The organism is Pelagerythrobacter marinus (assembly GCF_034375205.1).
Lineage (GTDB): Bacteria > Pseudomonadota > Alphaproteobacteria > Sphingomonadales > Sphingomonadaceae > Pelagerythrobacter > Pelagerythrobacter marinus.
Window position 1 is genome coordinate 1,626,734 of the sequence record NZ_CP139719.1, and the last position, 25,772, is coordinate 1,652,505.

Below are 25,772 nucleotides of genomic sequence, written 5' to 3' on the forward strand. Positions count from 1 at the left end.
GATCCAGATTACCCAGGGGTCTGATTCTTGTCATTTGGTCCCTTCGGGCTTTGTAAGCCTCGCGGTGCACAGACGTCCGTACTTGCGAGCGAGACCATGGTCGAGTTGAAATCATAATTACAGCGCGCGGCAAGCTTGGTACTCGGCCAGTGTGTAACATGGGTGCACGAAGAAATCCTCAGGCATCCAACCAGCGAGGGTAGACTGAATGTGTTTTTCCGCCACAGCGAGTTTCGCCGCCGGCACCGTGCTGTTGGCAACCGGTGCCTTCACAATGCGAATGGCGCGCAATAGCCGCGAGAGACCCTACGCGCTGATTCCGGTTCTGTTTGGCGTCCAGCAATTGATCGAGGGCGCACTGTGGCTGACATTTCCTGACAAGGCGCCGGTACTGAAGACGGTTCTGACCTATCTCTATTCGATCTTTTCACATGTTCTGTGGCCAATCTACGTCCCGGTGGCGGTCTATATGCTCGAGAAGGTAGCCTGGCGCCGAAAGGCCCTCTTGGCGACGGCGATAGGCGGAACCCTGGTTGGACTCTACTTACTCTATTTCCTTATCCGCCTGCCAATCGTCGCGACAGCCGGCGACGGTCATATCGACTACGAATCCCCCCACTTCTACGTTGGCATCGTCATGACACTGTATGTCTTGGGTACCTGTGTCAGCCCGCTGCTATCCAGCCATCGCTGGGTAAACTGGTTCGGGGTCGGCGCAATCGTCTCCTTTCTTGCGGCAGGCGCGTTCTATCTCACCTGGTTCATATCGGTGTGGTGCTTCTTTGCCGCAGCGATGAGCGTGATCGTCGTGATGTTCTTTCTGCGTAGAGAGACCGACGCTCCTCCTTCCCCCCGGATGGGTGAGCCGGTGCGCTAGTTTGTAGGGCGCCGGACAGGCTGCTTTGGTCTCACCGAAGGCGATTTGTGCCCTGAGTTTTCAGTCTGGTATGCCCGCGCCACAGCGCCAGCTCAGGCGGGTGGAAAGGAGGGGTACGCGGTGGGTGTCTCCTCAAGAATTACGTGTTCTGCCTGGTGTGCAGGTCCAGTGCATGGTTGCAAAACTTCTTGCTGCTCTCGGCCCAGTTTTGGCTCGAATTCGAGGCGGCCCCGGCTCACCCCCAAGGTCATTAGCCGATCGAGAGCTTTAGATCGTCGCTGATGACATATTGCGGAACGACCAAATTCTTCGGTGCCGGCCCTTTCCGCACGCGCCCGGAATTGTCGTAGATCGAGCCGTGGCAGGGACAAAACCATCCCCCATATCTTCCGCGGTTTTCGCCCACTCCCTGTCCCAACGGTATGCAGCCAAGATGCGTGCAGACGCCCACGACCACGAGCCACTCTGGTCGCTGCACGCGCGCAGCGTCCGTCTCTGGATCGATCAGCCCTGAAGAGGCATCGTCGGCTTTGGCTCGCGCGATCTCTTCAGCTGTGCGCCGCACAATGAACACCGGCTGCTCGCGCCAGCTCACAGTGATACGTTGACCTGGCTCGATGGGTTGCAAATCGACTTCGATCCTCGCCTGTGCGACCACATCGGCCGATGGGTTCATGCTGTCGATAAGCGGCCAGATCGCCGCGGCGGCACCGGTTCCCGCGAACGCAACGGGCGCGATATGGATAAAATCTCGGCGGCGCACGCCTTCCGTCGAGCCGTCCTTGTCGGCTGCGTTGCTCGCCGCTCCGTTTGAACCTGTCTTGCCCATTCATCTCCGCATTCTTGCGTCTTTCAAGAGCAGACGCCTCCATGAAGCCGGGATTACACTCGCAAGCAGCCGATCAATCGGCTTCGTGCTATGTTGCGGTCATCGCATCGCTCGCGTTTGGCGACCACGGTCGGGCTACCTTAGGCGCGCTGGATCACCGATCGTCAACGCTCCTCCGACGGATCGGGATCCGCAAACTCGATGCCACTGCCTTGCATACTGATCGTCGTTCCGCGATCGCCGTTGACGACCGCCTGCAGATCGCTCAGCGCGCCGATTGCAGCTTTCTTTCCGGTCGCTGCAGCGAAATTGCAGGCCGCACGCACTTTTGGGCCCATAGAACCTGCGGGAAAGGCACCAAGATCGACCGCGTCGGGCGAAGCCGAGCGGATGGCGCGCTGACCGGCCTTGCCCCAATTGAGATACACTGCATCGACATCGGTGGCCATCACCAGCAGGTCGGCTTCGAGGTCTCGTGCCAGCAGCTCGCTGGCAAAATCCTTGTCAATCACAGCTTCTACGCCGGCATAATGTCCATCCGGACCCTCGGCGACCGGGATCCCCCCACCCCCGGCGCAGATGACGATCGCCGCCTTCTCAATAAGCCATTGGATCGGTTCGCGTTCGACGATGCTTTTGGGGGTGGGTGATGCGACAACACGGCGCCAACTGTCACCATCCTGCTTCATCGCCCATCCCTTCTCCTCTGCAAGGCGCAGAGCATGGTCCTGGTCATAGATCGGCCCGACAAACTTAGTCGGCTCGTCAAAGGCCGGGTCGTGGGGGTCGACTTCGACCATGGTCAGAATCGTGGCGAGCTGTTGGCTGGCGGGGAGGAGGTTCTTGAGCTCCTGCTCGATGATGTAGCCGATCATGCCTTCCGTCTGGGCGCCGAGCACATCGAGCGGAAACGCCTCGTCAGGCTTGTAAGCGGCACCTTGCAAGGCGAGCAGGCCGACTTGAGGTCCATTGCCGTGCGAGATGATGAGTTCGTGCTCCACGGCGAGCGGCGCAAGCGCGGCCGCAGCAATACGGACGTTCGCGCGCTGGTTTTCCGCGGTAAGTGGTTCGCCGCGTTTCAGGAGCGCGTTTCCACCCAGAGCGACGACGATGCGCATGGCGTCAGGTCCCGATCGTGGCGACAAGGATCGCCTTGATGGTATGAAGCCGGTTCTCGGCCTGTTCGAACTGAATTCCGGCCGCCGATTCGAAGACTTCGTCGGTGACTTCCATTTCGGCAATACCGTGGGCCTCGAAGATCTCCTTTCCGACCTTCGTTTCGGTGTTGTGGAAGGCAGGAAGGCAATGCATGAACTTTGCTGCGGCGTTGCCGGTTGCCTGCATGAGTGCGGTGTTTACCTGGTAAGGTGAAAGCAGCTCAATGCGTTCCTGCCAGACGTCTTCGGGCTCCCCCATCGAAACCCAGACATCGGTATTGACGAAGTCGCAGCCCTCCACCGCCTCGACGGGATCCTCGGTCAGTGTAAGCCGCGCGCCATATTGGTCGGCAAATGCTCTGGCAGGCTGCAAATAGTCATCGCTCGGCCAGAGGCTCTTGGGCGCGCCGATCCGTACATCCATGCCCATCAGGCAGCCTGCAATCATGAGCGAATGCCCCATGTTGCTCCGGGCGTCGCCGACAAAGGCGTAAGAGATGTCGCCAAGCGGCTTGTCGGCATGCTCGCGCATCGTCATCAGATCAGCCAGCATCTGCGTGGGATGGAATTCGTCGGTCAGACCGTTGAACACCGGCACGCCGGCATGGGCGGCGAGTTCCTCGACCTTCTCCTGCGCAAAACCGCGATACTCGATCGCGTCGTACATGCGGCCGAGCACACGAGCCGTGTCTTTCATCGACTCCTTATGGCCGATTTGGGAACCCGTCGGCCCGAGGTACGTGACCCCTGCCCCCTGGTCCATGGACGCAACTTCGAAAGCGCACATTGTACGTGTCGACGCCTTCTCGAAGATCAGGCAGATGTTCTTGCCCTTGAGATGCTGCTGCTCGGTACCGGCATATTTCGCGCGCTTGAGATCGCGCGACAGGTCGAGCAGGTGACGCACCGCCCGCTGGTCGAAGTCGAGCAGTTTCAGGAAACTGCGTCCGTGAAGATTGTAGGCCATAAAATGTCTCGATTGTCGGTATGTCAGGGGAGCGAAAGTTAGAAATCGACCGGGTCGCGCCAGACCGGACAGGTCATGCAGTGGCCACCACCGCGACCCCGCCCGAGCTCGGAGCCTCGGATCGTGATGACCTCGATGCCGGCTTTGCGCAGCAAGGTGTTGGTCGACGTATTGCGATCATAGGCGACGACGACGCCCGGCTCGATCGCGACGACGTTGTTCCCATCGTCCCATTGCTCGCGTTCCTGCGCATAGGCGTCGCCCCCGGTTTCGACGATGGTCAGTTTCTTCTGGCCCAGCGCCTCCGCAGCCAAGGTAAAGAGGTGCTTTTCTTCCTTGCGAAAATCAATCTGGTCAGCACTGTCTCCGGGCCGCAGACTGTAGCATTGGATCTGATCGCACACTTCGACGAAGGCGGTCGCAACATCGCGCTCGCAGTGGGAAAAAACCGTATCGAGGTGCATGGCGCTGCGCGATCGCGGTAGCTGGCAGGCAATAACCCGTTGTGCCGCCTCGCCGCGGAAGAGCGCGCGAGCGACCTGACCCACGGCTTGCGGTGAGGTGCGCTCGCCCATACCGATCAGGACTGTGCCATTGCCCCAAGGCATGACGTCGCCGCCCTCGAGTGTGGCCGGGCCATGGTCAGTGTCCGGATCCCCCCACCATATCTGGTAATCTTCACTCGCAAACAGCGGATGGAATTTGTAGACGGCCGCCACAAGCAGCGTCTCCGGCCGCCGCGCGGGCCAAAACATTGGGTTCAGGGTAAGGCCGTTGCCGATCCAGCAGCTGTTGTCGCGGGGGAACTGCGTGTTCGGGAGCGGCGGGATGACGAACCCGTCCGGGCCGAGATAGCTGCCGAACATGTCATGCGCCTTGAAGGGCAGTTCATGAACGGCAATGCCGCCGATCAGGTGTATGGCGAGCTGGCTGGGTGACATTTCGTCTAGCCAGGCGCGTAGCTCGCTCAGCATGCCAAGCCCGACCTGATCCTCTGAGATCCGCCGGTCGAGAACCCATGCCCGCGCTTCGGGGATCGCGAGGACAGCGCCGAGCAGGTCGTGAAACTCGTAGACTTCGACCCCTCTTGCGCTCATTTTCATACGAAAATCAGCGTGGTCGGTGCGCGCTTCCTGCACCCACAGCACGTCGTCATAGAGAAGCGCGTCGGCATTCGCCGGCGTCAAGCGGGAATGCGCCAGACCCGGTTGGCAGGTGATAACCTTGCGGAGCTTGCCTATTTCGGAATGAACGCCAAATCCGGTCATTGAAGATGTCCTTTTTGCAAATGTTCGAGCAGCTTGGTTTTACCCAAGCGCAGCTGCGAGGCTGAGCGAGCTCATGATCAGCACCGTCAGGATAAGCAGCAGCGGCCACATGAATTTGAGCCACCGCTGATAGGGAACGCCGCCAATGGCGAGCGCGCCCATCACGACAGCGAAAGTAGGGTTGATGAGGTTCACCAGGCCGTTCGCCGACTGGTAGGCGGTGACCACAAGCGCCCGGTCGACCGCGGAGAAATCTGCAAGTGGCGCGAGGATCGGCATGCTTAAGACAGCCAGCCCCGATGATGATGGGACGAGGAAGGACAGACCGACCTCGATCCCGAAGATGGTGTTGATGAAACCAACCGCGCCTAGGCCCGCCAAGGCCTGCTCTCCGCTGTTCAGTATGGTGTCGGTCATTTTACCGGCATCCATGATTACGACGATGCCGCGCGCGATTCCGATAATAAGCGCGACGCCGAGCAAGTCTTTCGCGCCGGCCATGAAGGCATCGATGAATTTCTGCTCTCCCATCCACCCAACAACGCCAACCAGGATCGATGCCGCAATGAAAAGCGCCGACATCTTGTCCATCCACCAGCCTTGTGAGGCGACGCCCCAGATCATGATACCGAATGTCGCCGCGAAAATGATCAGGGTCAGGACCTGCGTTCTGCTCAGCGGCGCCTGTGCGTCATGGCCGTCACTCGCGAACCGCGCGGCGATCGCTGCGCTCTCGTCGGCAACGATCGATCTCGACGGATCGGCACGCACCTTGAGCGCGTAGCGGACCACATAAGCCGAACAGATCGCCCATCCACTCACCAGGATAAAGACGCGCAGGCCCAGTCCGGAGGTGAACGGCACTCCTGCCGCGTTGGCGGCTATGACCGTCGCGAACGGATTGATGGTCGATCCCAGGACACCGACGCCTGCGCCGAGGAGAATGACCGCAACCGCAACGACGGCGTCGAAGCGGGCCGCGAGCATGACGGGAATAAGTAGTCCGTAAAATGCGAGCGATTCTTCGGCCATGCCGTAGGTCGTCCCACCGGCGGCAAACACTGCCATCAGGATGGGAATCATCCAGACCTCTCTTCCCTTCAGCGCTCCCATTGACCGTTCGATGGCGCGGTCAATCGCCCCGGTTCGCGTGACGACGCCGAGGAAGCCGCCGATGATGATCACGAAAAGCGCGACATCGATGGCCTGGGCTTCATAGGTTTCGGGATTGTAGAACCCGGCGATCGGCGCCAGCAGTACGTCGAATATGCCCTGCGGGTTCGCGTCTACGGTTTCGTAAGTTCCGGGGACCGGGACCGAGCGCCCCAGTTCGGCATTCTCAATCCGCTCATATTGGCCTGCCGGAATGACCCAGCTGCCCGCGGCGACCAATGCGATGAGGGCAAAGAGAATTGTATACGCGGTGGGAAATTTGAAGCGCCTGGAGCTGGAGGGTGACCCGTGCGCAGCGGCAGTGTCCGACATGATCATACCTCCTAGAAAGAAACCGAAGCGTAAAGCATGACGTGCGACCAGGTGCCGGATCCGCCGGTGAGCTGCTTCGCTCCCTCGCCAGGCACTAGAACCGCGCCAGCGAGGGACAGAAACAGGCGATCGGTCGCCTGCCAGTCGATGAAGACGTCGAACTCGTTGCCGAATGCCGCGTCTGTGACGCCCAGCTGTCCCGGCTCATCGAGTGAGATATTGAGCCAGGATGCGGTGAGTGCGAGGCTCTCGGTGAGTGTCGCTGTTCCCTTTACCATATGGGTTTTTTGGTTGGAGTTGGCGAAGATCCAGTTGCCGGTGATCTCGCCCTGGTACCATTGCCCATAATCGGTGAACCCGTATGCCAGCGGGATGAATTCCTCATTCTTCAGCGTTGCGGGATCGTCGCCCGTGACCTCCGCGTAGCGGTAGGTGAGCGTCGGGTTCAGAGGCAGGCTATCGAAACCGTAGTCGCCCTGTAGGTACCACCCTTTGCCGTCGTAGAAACCGGCCCCGCTCTGCACGGCATATTCGCCTGAAAAGGTGAGCTGGTCGGTAACCTTTGCAGACCCGCGAAAATCATATGCCTTGAGGTTTTCGGCGGTGCCAGCGGTCACCGGGTCATCGAAATGCGCGACCTCAATGTAGGTAGCGCCGATCGACACCTCTTCGGCAAGCTCATACTCGACATTGGCGCCGACGACATGTGCACGAATGCCGCTTCGCCCGGGATTATTGCCTAAATAGAAGCCTTCAAGCAGGAGGTCGCCTGTCTTGACGCGGAGCAAGGCGCTGCCGCGCGAGGCCGATCGTGCACCAAGGTAGAAACCTCCGCGGTCGCCCCCGTCGCGGCCACCGTCCTTGATCAGGAAACCTGTTCCGATCTGGTAGTCGAAATCACCGCCGAAGATCTCAATTGTGTCGTTGGGACCAATCTCGGTCTTCCAGCCCACATAGAGTTTCTCGAGCGTCGTCGCGCCGGGATCGTCGAAACCCACGGCTGTCCGTCGTCAGAACATTTGGCACAACTCGCGGCGTAGGTTTGCGGAGTGCGGGCCTCGTCTGAGGTTTGATGCTAGGCGGCGAGCCTGCGGTGTTGCAAGCGCCGATGTTCGAGTGTCTTTCGCTTGATCCTTTCTCTTCGTTTGATGATGGCAGGAGCCCTGCCGAAGTAGGTATCGGCAGGTGTCACATTGTCGAGGCTCTCGTGGTATCGGCAGTGGTTGTAATGCTCGACGAAGGCCTCGATCTGCTGGTGGAGATCGCCGGGCAGGAAGTAGTTCTCTAGCAGCACGCGGTTCTTCAGGGTCTGGTGCCAGCGCTCGATCTTGCCTTGGGTTTGCGGATGGAAGGGGGCGCCCCGCACATGGCTCATCTGGTTCGCTTCGATGTATTCGGCCAGTTCTCCGGCGATGTAGCTGGGGCCGTTGTCGCTGAGAAGGCGGGGCCTGTGCAGCACGTTGGCGTGGTCGCAGCCTGAGGCTGCCAGCGCCATGTCCAGCGTCTCGGTGACGTCCTCGGCCCGCATGGTGGTGCAGAGCTTCCATGCAATGATGTAGCGCGAGTAATCATCGAGCACGGTCGATAGATAGACCCAGCCCCATCCGATGATCTTGAAGTAGGTAAAGTCGGTCTGCCACATCTCGTTGGGGCGGGAGGTTTGTGTGTGGAACGCATCTGCCGCCTTGATCACGGTGTAGGCCGGGCTGGTGATCAGATCATGAGCCCTGAGCAGCCGGTAAACCGTGGCTTCCGACACGAAGTAGCGCCGCTCGTCGGTGAAGCGCACCGCCAGCTCGCGCGGGGACAGATCGGTCTGCTCCAGCGCCATCTCGACGATCTGGTCCTGGATATCCTCGCCGATGCGGTTCCACACCCGGCTCGGCGCTGAAGGGCGGTCCTGGAGCGCCTCCGGCCCGCCTTCGAGGTAACGGTCATACCAGCGGTAGAAGGTTCGCCGTGCCACACCGAGTTGGTCCAGCGTGCGTTTGGCGGGCAGATGCGACTGCTCGACGATCCGGATGATCTCGAGCTTCTCGGATGCGGGATACCTCATTCGTCGTCTCCCCCATCCGCGATCATGCTTTTTTTGAGCAGGCGGTTTTCCAGGGTGAGGTCGGCCACGCATTCCTTGAGATCGCGAGCTTCTCGCCGCAGGTCCTTGACCTCGTCCGTGGTCGCAGCACGGGCGGTATCGCCAGCTAGCCTTCGCTTGCCAGCCTCCATGAACTCCTTCGACCAGGTGTAATACAGGCTCTGCGCAATGCCCTCGCGGCGGCACAGCTCGGCAATGGAGTCATCGCCGCGCAGGCCACCCAGGACGATCCTGATCTTGTCCTCAGCAGAGAAATGCCGGCGGGTCTTGCGGCGAATGTCTTTTACCACCTGCTCGGCAGGCGATTTGGACCTTGAGGATTTGGGCTTCATCTTCGTTCCTTCGTCACTACGACGAAGCCCAAATCCTCCTTAAATCACAACCTCAAATCTGTGCCATAGGCGCTGACGGGAGACAGCCTATACCCACGACTAACGATCGGGCCGCGAGGTGCCGATACGCGCAAGAAAGGGAATTCTACTTATGGAAGACCACCGATCCGCGACAAGCCTTGATCGCGCCTCTACCCCACAATCGGTTCCCTCGGGGACATTTGACGCGGGGCTGCGATCATACATGCTCGGCGTCTATAATCACATGACGAGCGGATTGCTTCTTACCGGCATCATCGCACTTTGGGTCGCGAATACCGCCAGCATTCGCGAGATCTTCTTTTCCGCTACCGGCGCCCCAACGGTGCTGGGCTGGATCGCCATCTTTGCACCCCTGGCCATTGTCTTTGCCTTGGGCTTTGGGGTCAATCGTTTCTCGGAAAGGACCGCGAAAACGCTGTTCTGGAGCTATGCGGCACTCATGGGCGTGTCGCTATCGACCGTTTTCCTCGCCTACACCGGGGTGAGCATCGCCCGGACCTTTTTCGTCGCCGCCTCTGCCTTTGCCGGACTGAGTCTGTGGGGCTATACGACCAAGAAAGATCTATCGGCCTGGGGCGCCTTTTTGATCATGGGGGTTGTAGGTCTGCTCGTTGCCCTGGTCGTCAATATGTTCCTCCAATCCTCGACGATGGACCTGATTGTCAGCGGTCTGGGCGTGCTTATCTTCGCGGGCCTGACTGCCTATGACACGCAGAAGATCAGAAACATCTATTTCCAGGTTGGGAAGACCGAGTTTCGCGGCAAGGCCATCGTAATGGGCGCCCTGACGCTCTATCTCGATTTCATCAATCTGTTCCTGTTCCTGCTTCGCCTGATGGGAGATCGCCGGTGAGGTCTCCGAGGACGGAGCGCGCACGACATGGTCTAAACGCAGATGTGAGCCCAACCGGCGATGCTGACGTTAATTGAAGCCCGACGATACCACTGACAACCTGAGTTATTAGGATTCTTGATCGATGGGACACCCGTACTTGGAGTTCAGTCTATGGCCGACTTAGGAGCAGTCGCAACCACTTGCGGTTGAATTATTCAATTCGGAGCTGTCTGGCCGTCAATCGCCCTGGAACTCGGAATAGTTTACGAAAAATGCACTCGGATTTGCAATGCACTACGGATGGCGGAAAGCCTTCCAAGTGAGGTTTGATCTGTGTCGAGATTCGTGAAGATAATTTGTTTGGGACTTTGGTTCCTTCTGGCTTTGGTCCCAGATATAGGCGCACGTATTGCAACCATTGACGATTCAACTGCATTGGCCGCCTATTTCGCGCTGCTTGGCTGGACGAGTTTTGGGATCTGCGCCGCTGCCTGCATTTCTTCTGCTGCGATCCGCTGGTCAGGAGCGGTAGTCTTCGCTGCGGCCGCTCTTTTGTTTACCGGCTTCGGTCAAGTAACCGGGCAATTCCTCACCTATGACGCGTTCATCAATCTGCTCAATTCAAGAGCCTTCGTAGACGATGCCTATGCCCAATACGGCGGCAAATTGTGGTGGTCTGCTGCGCTCTCGCTGCTGCTTCTTTTGGGCATTGGCTTGCCCGCGCGCGGACGGCTGGCGCTGCCCAACTGGCTTGCTCCGGTCCCCTACGTAGTGGTGGCCTCGATCGCGGCCATCCTGTTCCTCCGTGGCGGAGAAGGTGCACGCGGGTTGCCTGCCAGCTATCCGACTCTCGCATATGCGAGCCTGTATGGAATTGAGTTCGCACTTTCGCCCAATCGAATTCGGGAAGGCGTCTATTTGCAGCGCACAAGCGAGCCAGTTGATCATATCGTTCTTGTTATCGACGAAAGCGTTTCAGGCCATTATCTGGATATCAACTCGCCTTCCGGTGTCGAAACCGGCCTATCGCGCCAATGGCCGGGTATCACGATCTCGAATTTTGGCGTTGTGCCAAGCATTACCAACTGCAGCATCGGATCGAACCTCGCGTTGCGATTTGGCGGAACACGCGAGAATTACCGGAACAGGATTGCCGCTGGTCCATCGATTTGGGCTTTTGCGAAAAGTGCGGGCATGAAAACCGTTTACATCGACGCGCAGCGCACTGGCGGGGCCCTGCATAACGGAATGAATGACGAAGAAGTCGCGTTGATTGACCGCTTCTTTCAATTCGATGATGAGCCTGTCCTAACCCGCGACTCCCGCGTCGCAGAGCAGATAGCGATTGAAGTATCGAAGCCTGAGCCGAGCTTTATCGTGGCTAACAAGGTCGGGGCGCACTTCCCCGTTCATGACAAGTTTCCAGACGAGTATATGACCTATCGGCCGACCCTGCCTCGCGGCCAGTTCACGGATGTCTCGGATACGGGAAATCGCGAGGGTTTTGACGGTTCTGCCGAAAGCTGGCGCCAATACCGAAATGCATACCGGAACACGATTGTCTGGAACGTTGGCGCGTTCTTCGACCGACTTCTAGCGACAGCAGATTTATCCTCAAGCGCCTTGATCTACACATCCGATCACGGGCAGAACTTGCGTGAGGATGGTAGCTCTGGCCTCTCCACACATTGCAACGCGGATCCGGGCGGTAGCGAAGGCGCTGTCCCATTGGTTTACATCGCTGGAGCGGATGTGTTGCCTTTAGCAAAGGAAATCCGAGGCAACGGCAGCCACTACAGGATCTTTCCGACGCTATTGCGACTCATGGGGTATGATCCGAAAAGAGCGCAGCAAATCTATGGTCCGGATCTATCCGATACTTCGGAGGAGCCGGAAACATTCAATACTCGTTTTAATGCCCGGCTTGGTCAGCTACCTCAATGGCAGTCAATCGACGCAGAAACGCTACTCATACCAGACGACCAGGATGCGGAGAATTGAGAAGCAAGACGATCAGAGTTGTTTTTGCGTGAGAAGTTAAGGGCTGAAAAAGAGTCAGCGCGATACACTACTATTCTTTGTTCTCGCATAGTAAACCTGAAACAAACCCGAATACTTGTATCAAGGTGACGAACCCAATGGCCTGCTAGTTCCCGCAGCCACCTAAGCCATGGGTGCTGAGCCAGCAAAGGCAAAGGGATATGAGGGCAAATGACAATGTCCGATTACCACCCCAATTGCCGACGTTTCAGCACCACGCTGTATTCCCCGTATGCCCACATTGATTTCGGATCCTGACTTCGAGTCGTCTCAGTTAGGCGGCAGTTTCTCTTGCCCGACTCGGACGGTTTCCTATCGCAACACCCGCTCCGGCACAGAAGCGGTCTGAAAGCCTCGGCCCTCGGAACATCTGCAGCCCGAGCCTAGTCGTAGCGGCGCACCTGCATCGATTGCAGCCCCTGAGCGCCTCGTGTCGTAAAGATACTCGCGCGTCAGCGGGACCGCGTCCCGCTTGTGCGCAAGCTGGAGCTGAAAAACCATAAGATTGCCATTGCGAAACATCATCTCGCAGGCGGCGAGATAATACTCCCACATCCGGCAGAAGCGCTCGTCGAAAAGTTCGAGCGCCTTTTCGCGGCGCGATTGAAAGCGCTCGTACCAATGCGCCAGAGTTTCCGCATAATGCAGCCTCAGAATCTCGATATCGGTAACCCACAGGCCCATGCGCTCGACGACGGACAGGGTCTCTGACAGCGACGGGATGTAACCGCCGGGAAAGATGTACTTGTCGACCCAGGGATCCTTTCCGCCCGGGGGAGCCATTCTCCCGATCGAGTGGACGACGGCGATCCCATCCGGAGCAAGATGCTCTTCGATGGCTCTGAAAAAGGACCCGTAGCTGGCTGGGCCGACATGCTCGAACATCCCGACGGAAACGATACGGTCGAATTCACCCTGAAGGTCGCGGTAGTCGCAGAAATCGAACCGCGCCTCTTCTGCAAACCCAGCCTCCTCGGCGCGCTGGCGCGCCAGCGTCAGTTGCTCTTGCGAAAGGCTGATGCCTAACACTTCGGCCGCGCCCTGCTTTGCCAATTCGATCGCGAGGCCGCCCCAGCCACAGCCAATGTCAAGGACGCTCATGCCTTCACCCACCATCAGCTTTTGCACAATGTGAGACCGCTTTGCGGTTTGAGCATCATCGAGAGAGCCGCAACCTTGGCAAAAATAAGCACAAGAATACTGCCAGTCTTCGTCGAGGAAGAGTGCATAGAACTCGTTCGAAAGGTCGTAGTGATGCGCGACGTTTCTGGCCGCTTTACGGCGGCGGTTGCCTGTGAGACGGGTGGCTATCCGCGCGAGCGGTGCGCGGAGGCGTTCGATCGGCAATTCATCAAGTGCATCGAGCCCGGAAGTAACAATTGCAAGGAGATCGCGAATGGATCCGTCCTCCACTGTGAGGGACCCATCCATATAGGCCTCGCCGAGCGCAAGCGAGGGGCGCGAGAGAAGCTTGAACGGCAGCGCAGCGCTATGAAGCTTGATCGCAACCGAGGGTCCTGGTGAACCGGAATCGATGACCAGTCGCGTCGCGTGAGCACCGATGACTGTAAGTCGACCAGCCTTCACGATGGCGCGCAAGGCTGGCTTCAATGCACGCAGACCAAGTTCGTGACGCGCTGATTTTCCTCGTTGTCTCTGGGTCATACCGCCTCTCAGGTCTTGAATGATTGTGTTCCCAAAGACGAGCGGTCGGAGATCAACTTACACTTCCAAGTCCGGCGTGGGTGCTTTCGGGCACCACAAGAAAGCCTCCCTGTAAGAACGCGGCCGGCTCTGCGTCTATTTCCTGAAGCACCGCCTATTGAAGCGCGGCTTTGCGATGGAGGTATAACTATGCGAAAGGGGACAAGTGGTCCGGATCGGCCCTTTTTCGGAACGCGGGCAGGAATAACGGTGACCGTGTTTCTTCTCGCCGTCGGGTTCCTGCTGCTGTTCGAGCATCAGGCCCATATCCCCGGTGACTATTATCTGCTCGGATTGATCCTGGCGTTTTGCGTGGGCATCCACCTCTTCATGCACGGTGGGCATGGCGGACACGGCGGGCATAGCCCGGCCGATACACCACCGTCCGGGCACCATGGCGCACATGACCAGACAACCGATACCGCGTCCAAGAAAACTGCCTCCCGATATGCGGCCAATGACCGGCCGGGCAACGATAGAGGAGTGCGCTGACGATGCACGATTCCGCATACGGACTTTGGATATTGGTCGCCTTCAACTCGGCGATCTTCATTCTTTTTGCGTTCAGCTTTTTCAAGCCGAAATCGGGCCGCGATTGGCGCTCCTTTGGGGCGTTCAGCGCCTTTCTCGTGGCGCTTTTCACCGAGATGTACGGCTTCCCGCTTACCATCTACTTCCTGTCCGGATGGCTGCAGAGCAATTATCCGTCGGTTGACTGGTTCGCGCACGATTCCGGTCATTTGCTCGAAATGCTGTTTGGCTGGCGCGGCAATCCGCATTTCGGTCCGTTCCACCTCCTCAGTTTTGGTTTGATCGGAGGTGGTTTCATCCTTTTGTCGGCCGCGTGGCGCGTGCTCTATCAGGCACAGAAGGGGGGGACACTTGCAACCGAAGGACCTTATGCTCGCATCCGCCACCCGCAATATGTCGGTTTCGTCCTCATCATGCTGGGCTTTCTGGTTCAGTGGCCGACCATACTTACGCTGGCCATGTTCCCGATCCTCCTCCTCATGTACTGGCGGCTGTCGCTGCGGGAGGAGCGAGAGGCACTCGCCGGGTTCGGCGAGCGCTATCGCCAATACGCAGCACGCGTTCCCCGGTTTTTCCCGAAGTTTCGCACGCTCGTCTCCGCCAAGCCAGGGAGGTGACAATAACTTGCTCCATTCCTGCCGGGGCGCGGTTCGCGACTGACCTGACCTAGTGAGCGCAGCCGTTACAGTGGTCGGCGCAGGTCCGGCGGGTCTCGCCGCGGCGATCGTGCTCGCCAAAGGCGGAAGGGATGTCGAGCTTCACGAATGGCACCGCCACGTCGGGGCGCGCTTTCACGGCGATTTCCAGGGCCTTGAAAACTGGAGCTGCGACGAGGATACGCTGTGCGAACTCCAAAGCTGGGGGATCGATATCAACTTCCTGGCCCATCCAGTTCGAACAGGCACGGGTTTCGATGCGCGCGGACGGCGGTACGAGATTTCAGCGCGCCGCCCACTCTATTATCTCGTTGAGCGCGGCGGATCGGTGCAAAGCCTCGAGTATGGGCTCCTCAAGCAGGCAGAGGCGCTTGGTGTGCAGGTCCATTTCGGGAGCCGCGTTCGCGAAACCGAGGGAGAAACGATCCTCGCCGGGGGACCGCGCAAAGCCGATATCATCGCCTCGGGATATGTATTCGAAACCGAGTGTGAAGATGGAGCTTACATTGCCTTCGACGACCGTTTGACACCGCGAGGCTATGCCTATCTCCTGGTCCATCAAGGCCGCGGGACTATCGCAGCGTGTCTTTTTCGCGGCTTCAAACGGCAACAGGAATTTGTCGAGCGAACCTGTGATTTCTTCCGGGAGAAAGTCGGGCTCGTGATGCGTAACCAACAAGCCTTCGGCGGTTATGGAAATCTGCGACTCCCAAGAAGCGCAGTTCAGGGGCGCCATCCGGTTGCGGGCGAGCATGCGGGTTTCCAGGATGCCCTTGCGGGGTTTGGTTTACGCTATTCAATCACTTCGGGCGCGCTCGCTGCACAAAGCATCCTCGAAAATCGAAGCTATGAGCAATTGTGGCGCCGTTTGCTTTTACCGAGAATGAAGGCGGGCATCGTCAATCGTTTTGTCTTCAACAGCATCGGAACGACAGGACGCCATTGGGTGACAGCGAAACTGATGCAAGCCAGTACGGGAGAAAGGCTGCACAAGCTGTATGCGGCATCGTCTCTCCACGCTCTGCTCTTCCCCGCTGCAGAACGTCGCCTGCGCAGGGGCTTACATGACCCAAGTTGCGACCATCAGGACTGCACATGCGTGTGGTGCGAACATGGAACGGCGTTCTGACGATGCAGGTGACCGATCCAGTATGCCGGCGTAGCATTCCGCTAGAGACCGTCGAGGCCCACCGCGAATTTTTGGGATGGTCTTATTTCTTCTGCTCGGCTCAGTGCGTGCGGCGCTTCGATCAGCGCCCCGAGAATTACATTGATCGGCAGCAAGGCGGGCCGCCGGCGCACATTGAGCAGCCCTGACAGGGCAGAGCCTCTTCGCTTGGAGGCGAATGCGCATCGACCCTTGCGCGCCGTCTGGTGAGCAAGATGCCCCGCCGGGCCAGAGCCTCCACCGATCGATAATCCCGGTTCGATCTTGGAACGCGAGATCGCGAGCGAACCAATGGTGCGGGTGTAATTGATCGGCACCGATGGCGTCCAAGTATATGTCGGCCTTCCCCGATCGGCCGGCTTTCGAGAAGAAGTCTCGCTGCCCTGCATGAGGCTGGTGAGACCATGCCGGTGTTCCCTGCGTCTGATGGCCGATGTGCCATAAATTCCATTCGCGGGGACACCAGGCATGATTGCCTGGGCGAAACGATGATGATGCCGGAGGGTACTGCCATGTCGACGAATACCCGATCACGTGCCAGCACGGTGCTGAGGTCGCCGGTTGGAGACGAACGCACCCGCTTTCCCAGCCAAGCGCCGCAAATTCTTGCTTGTCTGGACGAAGACATGAATCGCCTCGAAGTGGCACGGCACGCGCGCGCAATCGCGAAAGCTCTCGGCCTGCAGCTTGGCTTTGCGCAGATCGTTGAAACGGCCCCGCATGGGGTTCTTCCTGCCGACCCGATCGAGTGGAACCTGCGCTTCACCGAATGCCGCGACGGCATAGGCGAGCTTATTGGGGAGGCCAGCGAGACGGTCTCGGATGTGCTGCCCGTTGTTCTCCCGGGGACCGCCCATGAACGGCTGATAGACTGGGCGGAGGGTCATCGCGGGTCGGTCCTCGTCCTCGCGCGGCATAGCGGGCGAGGTCCACATTCAGGCCTGGGCACCACCGCCGACCGGCTGCTGAAAAGCGGCGCAGCATCCATGCTTCTACTTCCTTCGGGACGCGAAAGGAAATGTTCGGCCGAGTACCGCAAACTTCTGGTGCCGCTTGACGGATCGCCCAATTCCGAGAGCGTGCTGCCGGTTGTCACAAGGCTTGCCCAGTCGCTAGAAGCGCAAGTGATCCTGGCGCACATTGTTTCTCCAACCGCCGAATTGCCCTCACACGAAACACAGGCCGGTTCCGATAGGAGCAATACCTCCGCGCGCGCACGCAACTATCTCGAAACATGGAAGTTGAGGCTCCTGCGGCAAGGCATCGACGCTACCGTGTATTTCGGAACCGACAGCGAAACGTGCGAGCGGCTCAATCTGATCGCATCCCGCCTCGAAATCGAACTTGTTGTGGTCGCTTCCCATGGCCAGACCAACCTTGCCAGCGCGCCCTACGGAAGTGTCGCCGGCGCTCTGGCGAAAAGTGCGCCTTGCCCGACATTCATCGTCCAACCGGACCTTCGGATTCCATTGGCCAAACCGGGCCGCTCTGGCTTCATGTTCGAGGCCCTCGCTGCGGAAACTGAATTCGCCAGCTGATGTCGGACATTAATAGCGATTTCTCGGCGCTCGATCATGCTGCAATCCAGTTTGCCGAGGAGGACCGGATATCCGCGCAAGCAGCGCAAGAGATTCCCGCTCGCAGAGGAACCGATGCCATCCTCGAATGGCTGCGTGCGGCTTGCCTGGCATGCGCCAAGGCTGGGGCCGAAGCCAGCAAGGCGGCGGAATGGTTGCTCGACAATGACTATGTGGTCCACCGCGCGCTGAGGCAGATCAAACAGGATCTGCCAACCGGCTTCTATAGCAAACTGCCAGCCCTCGAGGGTGAAGAAACCATTGGCTTCCCGCGTGCCTTCGTGCTCGCGCACCGTTTTCTCGAACTGAGCCGAATGCAGGTTTCGGCATCGGCCCTGAGCCGGTTCCTGATCGCTTATCAGCGCACGGCGCCGCTCCGCATCGGAGAACTCTGGGCGTTCCCGGCCATGCTTCGCATCGCTTGCGTCGAGATCCTCGTGGAAACCTTGTCGACCCTGCTGTGCGATCAGCTCGACGTGCCCGTCGCGACCACCTCATGGGCAGGCGAGGCGCATGCACTGGAAGCAAATGAACGGGTCGCACGCGCGATCGCCAATCTCAGTACCCTTGATGCCATCTCGTGGGAGGATTTGTTCGACGACGTAAGTCCGGTAGAACAGATCTTGCGAAACGATCCATCCGGATATTACGGGCAGATGGATTTCGATAGCCGCGATCGCTATCGCCGCGCGGTTGAAGAACTGGCGGAATATGGCGATTTATCCGAGACCGATGTCGCACTCGAGGCGATCCAAGCAAGCTGCGCCGCTTTGCCTGACGACCGATCTCATCACGTCGGATTCTGGCTCAGCGGTGATGGGCGCAGGGCATTCCGGCAACAGACAGGAGCGGTATTCCCGGCTCGGGCCCGCCTTCTGGACTATGCCTTGCGCCATCCCGGCCCGGTCTACTTCGTTTCGCTCATCGGGCTCCTTGTCGGGGCCCTTTTGCTGCCAGCGATGTATCTCGACGCCGCTGACGCAGGCGCGACGGGATGGTTCGCCGGCTTGTCCTTGTCGCTCATTCCCGCTTCGGTTGTCGCGATCACTTTCTTGCATTGGTCGATTACGCGCCTCTTGCCGCCGCGAGCTCTTTTCAAACTCGACTTTGGTGACGGGCTGCCGGAGGACTGCGCGACGCTGATAGCGGTCCCGGTCGTGATCGCCCGCGAGGACGAAGTGCCTTTCCTGATCGAAAAGCTGGAGAACCACTGGCTTTCGAACGGCGATCCGATGGTGGACGTCGTGCTTTTGGCCGATCTCGCCGACGCGGCGAGCGAAAGCATTGCCGTGGACAAGCAAATCGAGCAGGCGCTGGAAAGGGAAATTCTCGCGCTCAACGCTCGCTATCGCAGCGAGGGAAGCGAGCCATTTCACCTGCTGATGCGCCCTCGGCAATATTGTGAAGCACAAGGGTGCTGGCTCGCATGGGAGCGCAAGCGCGGAAAGCTTGAGCAGCTCAATCACATGCTCATCGAAGGCGATGGCGGAGCATTCCATCGACATGTCGGCTCGCGCGAAATACCCCGCAATATTCGCTTCGTCATCACTCTCGATGCAGACACCACCTTGCCTACCGGCACTGTGCGAAAGCTTGTCGGGACGCTTGCCCACCCACTGAACCAGGCCAGGATCGATCCGGAAACGGGAAAGCTGCTTGGCGGCTATACGGTCATCCAGCCGCGGGTGGAGATTTCGCCCCAGAGTGGATCGCGAACGCTGTTCGCACGACTTTTTGCCGGCGATACGTCAATCGACATTTACAGCCGGGCTGTCTCGAACGTCTATCAGGACCTGTTTGGTGCTGGAATTTTCGTCGGCAAGGGCATTTACGACCTCCATGCTTTCCATCGCAGCGTTGCCGGGCGCGTGCCCGAAAATACCATTCTCAGCCATGACCTCTTCGAGGGTGTCCATGGCCGGGTTGGTCTGGCCAGCGATATCGTCCTGTTCGAAAGTTTTCCCGGGAACTACCTCGAATATGCGCGGCGCGCGCACCGCTGGATCCGCGGGGACTGGCAGCTCCTGCCATGGCTGGCAGGCAAGGTGAGGCGATCAGATGGCACAAGATCCCCAAATCCGATCGCCGCCATCGACCGATGGAAAATTATTGACAATCTGAGGCGTAGCCTGGTTGCCCCGGCAACGATCTTACTGGTGGTCTCGGGTTGGTTTATTTTGCCGGGGCAAGCATGGTTCTGGAGTCTGCTCGCCTTCTTCATGCCAGCAGGTCAAGTATTCACCGATCTGGTGACCGGATTGGCGACAGGACGGCGGCGTGGGACATCGCGTAGCCTGTGGCCGCAATTGCGCGATCAGGCCGGCCGCTGGTTTCTGGCCGTCGTCTATCTGCACGATGACGCCATATTGTCGGTTCGTGCGATCGCGGTCACGCTCTGGAGGCTTTTTGCAAGCCGGCGCAACCTCCTCGAATGGACAAGCGCCGCGCACTCCGCCACCGACATCCGCTCGAACCGAGCGCGAGGTGTCATATGGCGCAAGATGTGGTTGGGACCGACCATTTCGGTCGCTCTCGCGGCGCTTCTTGCCGCCATCAAACCTGACGCTTTGGCCGCATCCCTTCCGCTGCTCATTCTTTGGATCGCCGCGCCGGAAATTACTTGGGCGATGGCCCGCGAACGCCGCGAAGATGCGGAACCGCTTGCCGAGGATGACCGGCGCTTCCTGCGGGGCCTGGCGAGGCGGACCTGGCTCTTCTTCGAGACCTTCGCTGGCCCGGAAGACAATTGGCTCCCCCCGGACAACTACCAGGGCGCTCCGCATGCAGAAATCGCGCAGCGCACGTCACCGACGAATATCGGCATGTTGATGCTATCGACAGCCGCAGCCTGGGACCTCGGTTACATCGGCCGTGCAGAACTCGCGGCGCGGACGGCGAACCTTTTCGCCACGCTCGATCGCTTGGAACGATATCGAGGACATTTCTACAATTGGTACGACACAAGAACGCTCGCGTCGCTGGAACCTCGATATGTCTCGACGGTGGACAGCGGCAATCTCGCGGCGGCGCTGCTCGCCTACGCTGCTTCCTTGCGTGAGGCGCGGCGTGCGGAAGGTATGGAGGAGCAACGCTGGCGCGGCCTGATCGATGTGGTCGATCTGATCGAACAAGTCGCGCAAAACTCTGAGGATGCAGCGCTTCCTCGTTGGATCACCCAGCTAAGGTCGCGCCTGGAGGGTGTCGAGGAAGACCGTGCCCACTGGATGGCCGGCCTGCAGGATATCTGCGAGGTATTGATCCCGGAGATGGAGGCAGCGCTTGGTCTGGGCGAGCAGTCCGAAAAGGCAGCGCCGAACCATCTGGTCGACATCGAGGTGCTCGTCGATCGGTTGCAGTACCAGATACGTTCGATGTGCCGGGACCTGGGGAACGGCGGTATCCCGGCTGACCAACTGTCCAGCCTCGCAGACCAAGCAATCGAGTTGGCCTATTCAATGGAGTTTGCGCCGCTCTATGACGAGCACCGGCGCCTCCTGCGCATTGGCATCAATGTCAGTCTGGGACGTCCCGATACACATTATTATGACCTCCTCGCTTCCGAGGCACGGCTAGCGAGCTTTTTCGCCATCGCAAAAGGCGATGTTCCGCCAGAACACTGGTTCCATCTGGGCCGCCCGTTACGGCGCGTCGAGGGTGGAGCGATGCTGATCTCCTGGAACGGCTCGATGTTCGAATATCTTATGCCGCGCCTGCTGCTCAAGCCGGACACCGGCACGCTGCTGGGCGAGAGCGAGCGGATGGTGGTCGACGTCCAGGAGCGCTACGGGCAAGCCCAGAGCGTTCCCTGGGGTATCTCGGAATCGGCATATTCCGCTCGCGATCCTGAACACCGTTACAGGTATCAAGGGTTCGGCGTTCCCGAACTTGGCTTGAAACGGGGCCTCTCGCGGGACATGGTTGTCGCGCCTTACGCAACTGCGCTTGCACTGGCAGTTGCACCAAAGAAGGCAGTAGCGAACCTCAGGCTGCTGACACGATCGGGCGGCAGCGGTCGATATGGCCTGGTCGAAGCGCTCGACTTCACGCCTGACCGCTCCCCGGGCAGCGGTCCCCAGACCGTTAATGCTTATATGGCACACCACCAAGGCATGCTCCTGTCGGCGATCGTCAATGCGCTGTTCTCAGACCGGTTCGCTAGCCGTTTCGCCGAAGATCCACGAATGCGGCCCACGATGTTGTTGTTGAGCGAACGGGTGCCACGCGAGATTCCGCCAGAAATTGACAGGCTTGCCGACCGCACGATTTCCATGGTTCGGGGAACGCCCGTCACTCTGCCTGCGTCATGGCAACCCAGGCGCGAAGCATCCGTGCCGCAAATGCTCCTGCTTGGAAACGGGCCTTTATCGACGTGGCTCTCTGATAGCGGTAGCGGCGGACTGCGCTGGCATCACCGGGCGCTGACACGCTTCGTGGCGGACGCCACTCACGATGCGGACGGTTATTGGATCTATATCGCCGATGAAGACACCGGACGGCTATGGTCGGCGACGCTCGAACCAACCGGGTCCGAAGCGGAAGAGTACGAGGTCACATGCCATGCGCACCAGGCAGTAATTCGCCGGCGCGATCAAGGCGTTGCATCGCGTCTCGAGATTGGCGTTCTTGCGGGAAGCGACATCGAGGTGCGGCGCTTGCGGCTCATCAACGAGAGTTCCCGTCACCGCAAGCTTCGCGTGACGACCTACGCCGAGATCGTGCTCGGCGAGCCGCTCGAGGACGAGCGGCACCCGGCATTCAGCAAACTGTTTATCAAGAGCGAGCATGTCCCATCGCTTGGTGGCCTGCTGTTCGAGCGCCGCGCGCGCGCGCCACGGGATACGCCGCCGGTGCTCCTTCATTTTGCGGTCGATGGCGGGGGACCGGTTCGCAATGCCCGCTTCGAAACCGACCGGCGCGCCTTCATCAGGCGTCATGAAAACCTGCGCTCCCCAACAGGGGCAACCGAAACCGTGCAGAACACCCAAGGGTGGACCTTGGACCCAGTCATGGCTCTTCAACACCTCATCGACCTGGAGCCGTTCGAGACCAGGGAAATCTGTTTCCTGACAGTCGCGGCCGCGTCGCGCGAAACCGCCGTCGAGCTGGCCGAGCGTCATTCGACTCTCGATTCGGTCGAATGGGCGACCCACGATACGGCAGCCGAAAATGCACGCGCCCTGGCCCACATGAACATCGAAGCCGAACACCTGCCCATCTTGCAGCAGCTCGCTTCGGCTCTCATCTATCCGGGGAACGCCGCATCGAGCACGCGCGCGGCGAAGAACGAAAACAGGCTCGGACAAGCGGATTTGTGGGGGATGGGCGTGTCCGGCGACCACCCCATCCTTCTGCTGCGATCTGCCGGTGAGACCACGACCCTGCTGCCCGTCCTCCTCACCGCCCACCGATTGTGGCGGCGGCACGGACTGGAGGTGGATCTGGTGATCCTACAGCTTGCCGGCTCAGCCTACATCGAACCGGTGCTCGACCAGCTCAGGGAGGCGCTGCAACGCGCGCAGATGGCGGAGCTGCTTGGGCGCAAGGGCGGCGTGCATATCGTTTTCGCGGACCAGATCGGTGCGGATCGGGTGCGCCTTCTGGAGAGCACGGCGCGTGTCACCCTCGACGACGTACGGGGTAGTTTGCAGGACCAGCTGGAAGAAGCGCACGCTGTGCCAAACCGCTTGCCGCTGTTTTCTGCAACAAGGGCTGCGCAGCATCCCTCGATGACATCGCTCGAACGTTCAGCGAACCTTCTCTACGACAATGGTTTGGGTGGGTTCACGGCGGATGGCCGCGAATATGTCATCTTCGTCGAACCCGGGCAGGCAACGCCTGCTCCGTGGTGCAACATCCTGGCCAACCGTGACTTCGGCGCGCTCGTAAGCGAAGCCGGCGGGGGGTACACTTGGGCAATAAACAGCGGCGAGAACCGCCTCACAACATGGTCGAACGACCCGGTCACGGACCGTCCCTCCGAAACACTCTACCTGCGTGATGAGGAAACTGGCGAGGTATGGACCATAACGCCTGCTCCCGTTGGCGATGCCGCTGCCTGCGAAGTCAGGCATGGCGCGGGTTACACCAAATGGTCAAAACGGTTCGCCGGCTTGGACCATCAGCTCACAATGTTCGTACCGCTTGATGCATCGGTGAAGATCGTTCGGCTGCAGATCCGCAACTGCGAAGACCGGCACCGGCGCGTAACCGCAACCTATTATGCCGAGTGGCTGCTCGGCTCTCTTCCCAGTATCGCACGCCCGCACATAGTCTGCGACTTTGACACCGAGACGCAGACCATCACGGCAACGAACCGCTGGAACAGCGATTTTGCCGGACAGGTGGCGTTTCTCACGTCAAACCGCCCACCGCACGGCTTCACGACCGACCGCGGCGAATTCATCGGCAGGGGTGGGGACCCGGCGGATCCCGCGGCGCTTCGGCGATGGGGTCTAACCAACAGCGTATGCGCGGGCGGCGATACATGCGGAGCCTATCAGATACACCTCGATCTTGGCCCGGGCGAGGAAGAAGAAATCCTGTTCGTGCTCGGCCAAGGGCCAGGCCACCATGCGGCCATGGAACTCGCCCAGCGCTGGCGTGAGCCAGACGAGGCAGAGACGGCAATGACAGCGCTGGAGAATTTCTGGGATGAGACACTCGGCGCCCTTCAGGTCTCAACCCCGGACCCGGCTTTCGACGTCATGGTCAACCGCTGGCTGCTATACCAGACGCTGTCGTCCCGTGTTCTCGCGCGCACGGGATTCTATCAGTCGAGCGGGGCCTTCGGCTTTCGCGATCAATTGCAGGACGTTCTTGCGCTTCTCCACACGGCGCCGGCGCTCGCGCGCGCGCACATCCTCGAAAGCGCGCAGCATCAATTCGTAGAGGGCGATGTTCTGCACTGGTGGCACCCCCCTGCTGATCGCGGCGTGCGAACGCGTTTTTCCGACGATTTGCTCTGGTTGCCTTATGTTGTTGGCATCTATGTCACGACGACCGGTGACCTTGATATCCTCGACGAGGAAGTCGCGTTCCTCGATGCCGATGAACTCGCCCCCGACGAAGCCAATCGATATGCGCAATTCGATGCGACCGAGTGGCGCGGCTCGCTGTTCGAGCACTGCGAGCGCGCACTGCACCGCGCTCTGGCAGTCGGGGCCCATGGACTGCCGCTAATCGGCGCCGGGGACTGGAATGATGGAATGGACCGCCTCGGCGCGAAGGGCCATGGCGAAAGCGTCTGGTTGGCATGGTTTATCACGGTCACAGCGCAAGGCTTCGCCGACATCTGCCGCCGGACCGGTCGGATGCACGAGGCGAAAGAATGGGAAGAACGGGCATCCGAGATAAGGCAGCGCGCGGAAGAGAGAGCCTGGGATGGCTCATGGTACTTGCGGGCCTTCGATGATGACGGGCGGCCCATCGGCTCGGCCAGAAACGACGATTGCCGGATCGATTCGATCGCGCAGTCATGGGCGGCCTTTGCCTCGGCTGATCAAGAGCGCGTGAGCAAGGCCCTCCAGTCCGCATGGGACCTGCTTGTTTCGCAGGAGGACCAGTTGGCAAAGCTGCTCTGGCCCGCGTTTGACGAAGGCCTGATCGATCCCGGTTACATAAAGGCCTACCCTCCCGGGATACGCGAAAATGGGGGGCAGTATTCGCATGCGGCCGCGTGGCTGGGCATGGCCTTTGCGCAGGCGAAGGAGCCCGAGAAAGCCTACGCCCTCTTAAACATGATAAACCCTGCCGGTCGCTCCGACGATCACGCGAAGGCTGAGCATTATCGCCTGGAGCCCTACGCCGTCGCCGGAGACATTTCTGCGGGTGAGCAGCATGCGGGCAGAGGGGGCTGGAGCTGGTATACCGGGGCCGCAGGCTGGGCATGGCAGCTCGCCACGAGAAGCATCTTGGGGTTGCAACAGTCCGATGGCCGGCTTGTCGTCAACCCCTGTATCCCGCCCACCTGGGGCGGCTTCAGCGCGACACTGCGGGTTGGTGGCGGGTTGGTGTCAGTGAAAGTCGAAGATCCGCAAGGGCTTGGCTGCGCCGACGTCGAGCTCACCGTTGATGGCAAAACTCATGCCGGGAATGCGATTGTACTCCCGAAGAATGGCGAAACAGTCGAGCTTCGGGTCCGCATTGTTGGACGCAATGTACAACACCCCTCCCCTGCCTGAGAATTCCGCCCGGAGCTATTCAAACGCTC

At 59.7% G+C, this 25,772-nt stretch carries 17 protein-coding genes; 9 read left to right on the forward strand and 8 right to left on the reverse strand.

Annotation, left to right across the window (positions count from 1 at the left end):
• Window positions 1–208 precede the first annotated feature (208 nt).
• Entirely contained in the window at window positions 209–877 is a 669-nt protein-coding gene (locus T8T98_RS07870; RefSeq protein WP_230293287.1) for a DUF6629 family protein, read from the forward strand.
• A gap of 250 nt (window positions 878–1,127) precedes the next feature.
• Here T8T98_RS07870 and petA read toward each other — a convergent pair whose 3' ends face one another.
• The 7 genes from petA to T8T98_RS07905 form a co-directional block, all read right to left on the reverse strand.
• Window positions 1,128–1,706 carry a ubiquinol-cytochrome c reductase iron-sulfur subunit gene (gene petA, locus T8T98_RS07875; RefSeq protein WP_230293286.1) on the reverse strand — a complete coding sequence of 193 codons (579 nt, stop codon included), beginning with the start codon at window positions 1,704–1,706 and terminating at the stop codon, window positions 1,128–1,130.
• A gap of 164 nt (window positions 1,707–1,870) precedes the next feature.
• Window positions 1,871–2,824, reverse strand: a complete 954-nt coding sequence (gene arcC, locus T8T98_RS07880; protein ID WP_219148309.1) for a carbamate kinase — start codon at window positions 2,822–2,824, stop codon at window positions 1,871–1,873.
• Window positions 2,825–2,828: 4 nt separating this feature from the next.
• Window positions 2,829–3,830, reverse strand: a complete 1,002-nt coding sequence (argF, locus tag T8T98_RS07885; RefSeq protein ID WP_219148307.1) for an ornithine carbamoyltransferase — start codon at window positions 3,828–3,830, stop codon at window positions 2,829–2,831.
• A 38-nt stretch (window positions 3,831–3,868) separates the two neighbouring features.
• Entirely contained in the window at window positions 3,869–5,098 is a 1,230-nt protein-coding gene (locus tag T8T98_RS07890) for an arginine deiminase (RefSeq protein WP_219148305.1), read from the reverse strand.
• A 39-nt stretch (window positions 5,099–5,137) separates the two neighbouring features.
• Window positions 5,138–6,583, reverse strand: coding sequence for a YfcC family protein (locus T8T98_RS07895; protein WP_230293285.1), 1,446 nt, complete (start codon window positions 6,581–6,583; stop codon window positions 5,138–5,140).
• Between the two features lie 11 nt (window positions 6,584–6,594).
• Entirely contained in the window at window positions 6,595–7,581 is a 987-nt protein-coding gene (locus T8T98_RS07900; RefSeq protein WP_322295893.1) for an alginate export family protein, read from the reverse strand.
• Between the two features lie 77 nt (window positions 7,582–7,658).
• A protein-coding gene (locus T8T98_RS07905; RefSeq protein WP_155806041.1) for an IS3 family transposase occupies window positions 7,659–9,010 on the reverse strand; the annotation gives its coding sequence in 2 pieces (ribosomal slippage) (window positions 7,659–8,672 and window positions 8,675–9,010; 1,350 coding nt in all).
• 151 nt (window positions 9,011–9,161) lie between these two features.
• Here T8T98_RS07905 and T8T98_RS07910 point away from each other — a divergent pair.
• Both T8T98_RS07910 and T8T98_RS07915 read left to right on the forward strand, forming a co-directional pair.
• On the forward strand, window positions 9,162–9,905 hold the full coding sequence (locus tag T8T98_RS07910) for a Bax inhibitor-1/YccA family protein (RefSeq protein WP_370638880.1): 744 nt from the start codon (window positions 9,162–9,164) through the stop codon (window positions 9,903–9,905).
• A gap of 417 nt (window positions 9,906–10,322) precedes the next feature.
• Window positions 10,323–11,888, forward strand: a complete 1,566-nt coding sequence (locus T8T98_RS07915; RefSeq protein ID WP_322295894.1) for a sulfatase-like hydrolase/transferase — start codon at window positions 10,323–10,325, stop codon at window positions 11,886–11,888.
• 351 nt (window positions 11,889–12,239) lie between these two features.
• On the opposite strand, the gene T8T98_RS07920 is transcribed toward T8T98_RS07915, so the two are convergent.
• The gene (locus T8T98_RS07920) at window positions 12,240–13,592 is read right to left on the reverse strand and encodes an SAM-dependent methyltransferase (protein WP_230293274.1); all 1,353 of its coding nucleotides are present in this window, start codon (window positions 13,590–13,592) and stop codon (window positions 12,240–12,242) included.
• 249 nt (window positions 13,593–13,841) lie between these two features.
• Here T8T98_RS07920 and T8T98_RS07925 point away from each other — a divergent pair, with 249 nt between their 5' ends.
• The 6 genes from T8T98_RS07925 (at window position 13,842) to T8T98_RS07950 (ending at window position 25,743) form a co-directional block, all read left to right on the forward strand.
• Window positions 13,842–14,123 (forward strand): DUF2933 domain-containing protein, encoded by a 282-nt coding sequence (locus tag T8T98_RS07925; RefSeq protein ID WP_230293273.1) that lies wholly within the window; start codon window positions 13,842–13,844, stop codon window positions 14,121–14,123.
• 2 nt (window positions 14,124–14,125) lie between these two features.
• Window positions 14,126–14,779, forward strand: coding sequence for a methyltransferase family protein (locus tag T8T98_RS07930; RefSeq protein ID WP_230293272.1), 654 nt, complete (start codon window positions 14,126–14,128; stop codon window positions 14,777–14,779).
• Between the two features lie 52 nt (window positions 14,780–14,831).
• Window positions 14,832–15,947 (forward strand): NAD(P)/FAD-dependent oxidoreductase, encoded by a 1,116-nt coding sequence (locus T8T98_RS07935; protein WP_230293271.1) that lies wholly within the window; start codon window positions 14,832–14,834, stop codon window positions 15,945–15,947.
• Between the two features lie 2 nt (window positions 15,948–15,949).
• On the forward strand, window positions 15,950–16,135 hold the full coding sequence (locus T8T98_RS16330) for a YHS domain-containing protein (RefSeq protein ID WP_407675110.1): 186 nt from the start codon (window positions 15,950–15,952) through the stop codon (window positions 16,133–16,135).
• Between the two features lie 363 nt (window positions 16,136–16,498).
• Window positions 16,499–17,524, forward strand: coding sequence for a universal stress protein (locus tag T8T98_RS07945; RefSeq protein ID WP_230293269.1), 1,026 nt, complete (start codon window positions 16,499–16,501; stop codon window positions 17,522–17,524).
• Window positions 17,524–25,743: a GH36-type glycosyl hydrolase domain-containing protein gene (locus T8T98_RS07950; RefSeq protein WP_230293268.1), complete on the forward strand. Its 8,220-nt coding sequence runs from the start codon at window positions 17,524–17,526 to the stop codon at window positions 25,741–25,743. The genes T8T98_RS07945 and T8T98_RS07950 overlap by 1 nt, the downstream gene beginning before the upstream one ends.
• Window positions 25,744–25,772 lie beyond the last annotated feature (29 nt).